This is a genomic window from Nocardiopsis sp. TNDT3 (genome assembly GCF_003427465.1).
Taxonomy (GTDB): Bacteria; Actinomycetota; Actinomycetes; order Streptosporangiales; family Streptosporangiaceae; genus Nocardiopsis; species Nocardiopsis dassonvillei.
Genome location: NZ_QPFC01000337.1, coordinates 1 through 5921 on the forward strand (window position 1 = coordinate 1; position 5921 = coordinate 5921).

Here is a 5921-nt window from a genome sequence, read left to right on the forward strand (position 1 = left end):
CCCCCCCCCCCCCGCGGGGGTGAGCCGTCCGCGCGCGCCCACCCCCGGGGCCTCGGCCCTTCGCCCACCGCACCGGCCGCCTACTCCACCAGCCGGTACCGGCCGGAACGGCGGGCCAGGGCCGCGCCCTCGCCCCGTACCCCCGGCAGGTTGGTGACGTCGGCGAAGAAGACCACGTGGTCGCCGACCGCTACTTGCTGGCGCACTGAGCACTCCAGCGCGGCCAGGGCCTCGTCCAGCACGATCGCGCGGGTGTGCTCTCCCCGGTGGTGGGGCTGGTCCGTCACCAGCAGGCGCGCGCTGGGACGGCCCTCGGCGGAGAAGCGCCCGGCCACCGCCCGCTGGCCGCCCCCCAGCACGTTGACGGCGAAGGCGCCGACCTCCTCGATCACCTCGGCCATGTAGCCGCTGGCGTCCACGCTGACCGACACCACTGGCGGGTCGGCCGAGACCGACCCGAAGGCGCTGACGGTGGCCCCCACGTCGTCGCGTCCGTCGGCGACGGTCACCACCGTGACGCCGACGGGCAGCAGGGCCATCGCTTCCAGGTACGTCAACGGATCTCCCACAGCCCCGGCATCATCAGCGGGCCGCCGACCGGCAGCCCCATCGCCACGGCCACGTGCTCCAGGGGACCCCAGGCGCTGACCACGGTCTGCGGGCCCGAGGCACCCACGTCCTCGCTGGACTCGTGCTGGCGGATCCGGTCGAGCGGGTTCGGGCGGGGGAAGGGCCGCACCGGGAGCGGCCCCGCGCCGGCCTTCTCACGGGCCAGCCGGACGGCGGTCTCCAGGCCGCCCAGCTCGTCCACCAGACCGCGCTCGTGGGCGTCGCGGCCGGTCCACACCCGGCCCCGGGCCACCTCGTGCACCTGCTCGCGGGTCATCCCGCGCGCGGCGGCGACCTTGCCGGTGAAGTCCTCGTAGATCTCGTCCAGGAGCGCGTTGACCCGCTCCCACTCGGACTCGGTGAAGGGCCGGTCGGTGTCGAACATGCCCGCGTGCTCGCCGGTGCGCACGGAGTCGCTGGTCACGCCGTACTGCTCCTTCAGCGCGCCCAGGACCGGTTTGCCGGTGATCACGCCGATGGAGCCGGTCAGGGTGCCCGGCTGAGCGACGACCGCGTCCGAGCCCAGGGTCACGTAGTAGCCGCCGGAGGCGGCGACGTCGCCCATCACGGCCACCACGGGGATGCCCGCCTTGCTGGTCAGCTCGGTCTCGCGGCGGATCGCGTCGGAGGCGGTCGGGGAGCCTCCCCGGCTGTCCACCCGGAACACGACCGCCTTGACCTGGGGGTCCTTGCGCGCGGCGCGGAAGGCCGCCGCCACGGTGTCCGAGCCCATGACGGTGCCGCCGCCCAGGGGCGAGCGCCGGGTCCGGCCCAGGCTGATCGTTCCGGTGGCCGAGATCAGCGCGATGTGGCCCCCGGTGTTGCGGGACAGCTGCTGGGGCGCGGTGTGCTTGCGGTGGTAGCGGGTGACGAACTGCAGCTGAGGCTCACCGCTCAGCTCCCCGAACAGCTGCGCGTACACCTCGTCCCGGTGGGCGAGCCCGTCCACCAGCTTGTGCTCGACCGCCTCGCGGGCCAGGAAGGGGCCCTTGGAGACCAGCGCGCGCACCTCCTCCCGGGGCAGACCCCGGGCCAGGGAGACCGCCTCGACGATCTGGTCGCCCAGCGAGGTGACGATCCGGTCGCTGGCCTCGCGCTGGGCGGCGGTGTAACCGGTCTCGGTGACGCTGTTCATCGCGTTCTTGTACTCGTGGCGCGCGCCCACCTCGTAGGACACGTCCAGCTTGTCCAGGGCGCCCTTGACGAAGGTCGTGCGCATCATCAGGCCGGTCAGGCCGAGCACGCCGGTGGGCGCCATGACCACGCGCGAGAACGCGCAGGCCAGGTAGTAGGGCAGGTTGCCCTCGCCGGTCTCGCCGAAGGAGTCGGCCCAGGCCACCGCGGGTTTGCCCGCCGCGCGGAAGTCGGCGACGGTGTCGCGCAGCTCCTGGACCTTGGCGAATCCCAGGGACCGGGCGTCCACCCGGACCAGGAGGGCCGCCACCCGCGGGTCGCGCGCGCCGCGGCGGATCCCCTCCAGGACGTCCAGGTACTGCTGCCTGCGCCGGTTCATGATCTGGCTGAACGGATCCCCGGGGGCCTGGTCGGCGACCCCCTCCGTCAGGTCCAGCTCCAGCACCAGCGGCCCCTGGGGGCGCTGTCGGGTCTTCATGATCTTCGCGAGGTCCACCATGGGCCCAGCGTAGTGCTCCGGGGTGCGGGACGCCGTCCGGAACGGGTTGAATCGGGCGATGCGGTCGTCGGGCGCGCTAGGGTCAACGGTGGTTCGAGCACGGGATCCACGAGAGGGACGACGGCATGGCGGGCATCCACGGGCGAGGGCGGCGGGCGCGCGCCGCACGCGTCGGCACGGGAACGGTCGCGGCTGCCGCGGCGCTGCTGCTCCTGTCGGCCTGCTCCGGAGGGAGCGAGGCCGAACTTCAGCTCGGCGAGAGCGGGCCCCTGCCCGCGGCGGAGCCCCCGGCGCCGGAGGAGTTCGCCACCGAGAGCATCGAGGGCGTGTCCCTGAAGGTCCCCGAGGGCTGGCAGACCCAGAACGAGGGCGGCGTGCTCTGCGTGAGCCCGCCCGGACAGGAGCCCTGCGGGTACGGCTCCGTGCAGTTGACCCCGCACGCGGCGGAGAACCACCCCCAGGGCTGGCCGGGCGAGGGTGAGGCGTTCAGCAAGGAGGGCGGCTGGGCCGCCGACACCGGCAGCTGCCGCAGCCTCAACACCGCCGCCTCCGGGGGCATCGGCGTGGAGGGGGCCGAGCTCGCGGTCTCCGACTTCACCGACCACGCCGACGGCCTCACCTCGCACCACTCGGTGTGGAACGTGGCGTGCGTCAACGGCGACACCTTCGAGGTGCGCATGTGGTTCCTGCCGGTCAGCGACGTCCTGCTCTACGTGTGGTCGGCCGACTCCCAGTACTCCGCCGTGTACGACGAGATCGCCCTGTCCATGGACACCAGCGAGTACCAGAGCTGACCGCCCCGGTTTCGGTTCGACCGATTACCCGATCGGGTGTCCCCGGGGTCCGATGAGGCCGTAGGGTCGTACTCGTTACGACGACGACGGCCGCCCGCGCGGGCGGCGCGGTCGCAGGCGACGTGAATCGGGGGCAGCACTGGTGACCACCATCGGAGCGGCGGGACGTGTCGTTCAGTACACGCTCGACAACGGATTGCGTCTGGTGACCGCTGCGGCCTCCACGGGCCAGGTCGCCTCCGTGAACCTGTGGTACGGCGTGGGGTCCCGGCACGAGGTCCCCGGGCGCACGGGGTTCGCGCACCTCTTCGAGCACCTGATGTTCCAGGGCAGCGGCGGCGTCGCCAAGGGCGAGCACTTCGAGGAGGTCGAGAGGCTCGGCGGCGACATCAACGCCTCCACCTCGACCGACCGCACCAACTACTACGAGACGGTCCCCGAGCACGCCCTGGACCGGATCCTGTGGCTGGAGGCCGACCGGCTGGCGACCCTGCGCGAGGGCATGACCCAGGAGGTCCTGGACAACCAGCGCGACGTCGTCAAGAACGAGCGCCGCCAGCGCTACGACAACCAGCCCTACGGCACCGCCCTGGAGCGCATCCTGCGGCTGGCCTACCCCGAGGGCCACCCCTACCACCACCCGACCATCGGCTCCATGGCCGACCTGGACGCCGCCGACCTCGACTACGTCAAGTCGTTCCACAGGGCCCACTACGGTCCGGACAACTGCGTGCTCACCGTGGTCAGCGACCTCGACCCCGAGGACGTCCGGGGCCGCGTGGAGAAGTTCTTCGGTCCCATCCCGGCCCGCGAGAGCGTCCCCGAGGCGCCCGACGCCGCCCTGGAGGCCCCGCTGGGCGGCCCGGTCCGCGACGCGGTCACCGAGACCGTGCCCGCCGCCGGGGTGTTCCTCGGGTTCCGCGTCGCCCCCTACGGCGAGCGCGGGTTCGACGTCATGCACCTGGCCTCGGCCGTCCTGGGCCAGGGACAGGGCAGCCGCCTGTACCGCTCCCTGGTGGTGGACCGCCCCATCGCCGCCGACGACGGCGGCGGCGCCGCCGACATCCTGCCGTTCCGCTACACCGACAGCCTGATGCTGGTGAACATGCTCGCCCGCGAGGGCGTCAGCGGCGACGTTCTGGAGGAGGCCATGCGCGAGGAGATCGCCAAGCTGGCCGCCGGGATCACCGAGGAGGAGCTGGACCGGGCCCGCGCCGTCCTGGAGCGCGACCACCTCCAGTCCATCTCCAGCCCCTCCGGGCTCGCCGACAGCATCAGCAGCTGCACCCAGCTGTTCGACGACCCCGAGCTGGCCTACACCTGGCCCCGGCGCTGGGACGACATCACCGCCGAGGAGGTGCGGGCCGCCGCCGAGCGCGTGCTGGTCGACGACAACCTGCTCGTCGTCCGCTTCGACCCCGAGGAGTCCGGGGCCGCCGAGGCGGCCGGGGCCGACACCGTCGACGCCTGATCCGGGTTCCGTTACCGCAAGCCGCAGAAAGAGCCGCAGAGCATGCCGCACAAGTCGCGTCCGGACCTCGGTGCCGTAGCGTCCTACACCTTTCCCAAGCCCCGCCGCCTCACCGTCGGCGGCGGCACGGTCGTCGCCATCGACGTACCCGGCCAACAGCTCGTCTCCCTCCGCCTCGTGCACCCCCACGGCGGTGCCGCCGAGCCGCTCGACGCCATGGGCGTCAGTGCTCTGACCAGCGAGGTCCTGGAGGACGGTCCCAACGGCAACAGCTCCCTGGCGCCCGCCCTGGAGCGCCACGGCGCCGAGTGGGTCTCCCGCGTCAACTGGGACGCCTTCATCACCGGCCTGGACGCCCCCGCGGGCCGCCTGCCCGAGGCGGTGCGCCTGTTCGCCGACGCGGTGCGCCGTCCCGCGCTGAACCCCGACGACGTCGTCCGCCGCCGCGACCAGCTGCTGGAGCGGTTCTGGCTGGAGGCGGCCTCGGCCAGCACCCTGGCCATGCGCAGCCTGGGCGGGCAGCTGTTCACCGGCCGCTACGCCACACCGCTCGCGGGCGGCCCGGTCAAGCTGGCCGACGTCACCCCCGAGACCGTGGCGGCCTTCCACGCCGACTCCGTCGCCTCGGTGGCCGGAACCCTCGTGGTCGTCGGCGACCTCACCGGGATCGACCTGGAGGACCTGGGCAAGACCGTGTTCGGCGACGCCGCCGCCGTGCGCGCGCCCGAGCCGACCGAGCCCGCCCCGCCGCCCGGGGAGCTGCCCCGCGTCCTGATCGTGGACCGGCCCGGCTCCGTGCAGTCCGCCCTGGTCATCGCGCACCGCGCCCCCTCCCGCTCGCAGGTGGACCTGCCGCGCGCCGAGGGCGTCAGCGAGGTCCTGGGCGGCATGTTCACCTCCCGGCTCAACCTGGAGCTGCGCGAGCGCCTGGGCTACACCTACGGCGCCGGGTCCCGCTTCGACCTGCGCCGCGACAGCGGGGTGTTCTTCATGTCCGCCCAGGTCGAGGCGGACACCACCGCCCACTCGGTCACCTCCTCGCTGGAGCAGGTCGCCAAGCTGCGCGAGTCGGGGGTCACCGAGGAGGAGCTGGCCGCCGTGCGCGACTCCAACACGGTGGGCCTGCCGGTCACCTACGCCACGGCGCGCGCCATGGCCGGGGCCCTGGTCGACATGGTGGTGCACGACCTGCCCGAGGACCACGTGGACCGCGTCCGGGCCGGGTACGAGAGGCTCACCAAGGAGTCCCTGGACAGCGCCGCCACCGAGTACCTGCGCCCCGAGGAGTCGGTCGTGGTGGTCGTCGGCGACGCCGAGCGCCTGCGCCAGCCGCTCACCGACACCGGGGTCGGCCCGGTCGAGGTGCGCACCCCCGACTCGCTCTGGACCTGAGGCCGACGGGTGCGCCGGCCGT

At 73.3% G+C, this 5921-nt stretch carries 5 protein-coding genes; 3 read left to right on the forward strand and 2 right to left on the reverse strand.

All coding sequences use genetic code 11. The annotated features are described in order from the left end of the window. Positions 1-80: 80 nt before the first annotated feature. Together DQW06_RS09120 and sppA are read right to left on the reverse strand one after the other, a co-directional pair. Positions 81-539: a flavin reductase family protein gene (locus DQW06_RS09120; protein WP_041552227.1), complete on the reverse strand. Its 459-nt coding sequence runs from the start codon at positions 537-539 to the stop codon at positions 81-83. Positions 540-553: 14 nt separating this feature from the next. After that, the gene (sppA, locus tag DQW06_RS09125) at positions 554-2242 is read right to left on the reverse strand and encodes a signal peptide peptidase SppA (protein WP_013151457.1); all 1689 of its coding nucleotides are present in this window, start codon (positions 2240-2242) and stop codon (positions 554-556) included. A 125-nt stretch (positions 2243-2367) separates the two neighbouring features. Here sppA and DQW06_RS09130 point away from each other — a divergent pair, with 125 nt between their 5' ends. The 3 genes from DQW06_RS09130 (at position 2368) to DQW06_RS09140 (ending at position 5899) form a co-directional block, all read left to right on the forward strand. Next, the gene (locus DQW06_RS09130; protein ID WP_071621363.1) at positions 2368-3036 is read left to right on the forward strand and encodes a hypothetical protein; all 669 of its coding nucleotides are present in this window, start codon (positions 2368-2370) and stop codon (positions 3034-3036) included. A 142-nt stretch (positions 3037-3178) separates the two neighbouring features. Next, positions 3179-4507: a pitrilysin family protein gene (locus DQW06_RS09135; protein WP_013151459.1), complete on the forward strand. Its 1329-nt coding sequence runs from the start codon at positions 3179-3181 to the stop codon at positions 4505-4507. 42 nt (positions 4508-4549) lie between these two features. Continuing rightward, positions 4550-5899, forward strand: a complete 1350-nt coding sequence (locus DQW06_RS09140) for a pitrilysin family protein (RefSeq protein WP_013151460.1) — start codon at positions 4550-4552, stop codon at positions 5897-5899. Positions 5900-5921: the final 22 nt, after the last annotated feature.

Bases quoted from the DNA above. Each gene is read 5' to 3' on its own strand.
- DQW06_RS09130 (WP_071621363.1), top strand. From the start codon at position 2,368: ATGGCGGGCATCCACGGGCGAGGGCGGCGGGCGCGCGCCGCACGCGTC.
- DQW06_RS09120 (WP_041552227.1), bottom strand. From the start codon at position 539: ATGGCCCTGCTGCCCGTCGGCGTCACGGTGGTGACCGTCGCCGACGGA.
- sppA (WP_013151457.1), bottom strand. From the start codon at position 2,242: ATGGTGGACCTCGCGAAGATCATGAAGACCCGACAGCGCCCCCAGGGG.
- DQW06_RS09140 (WP_013151460.1), top strand. From the start codon at position 4,550: ATGCCGCACAAGTCGCGTCCGGACCTCGGTGCCGTAGCGTCCTACACC.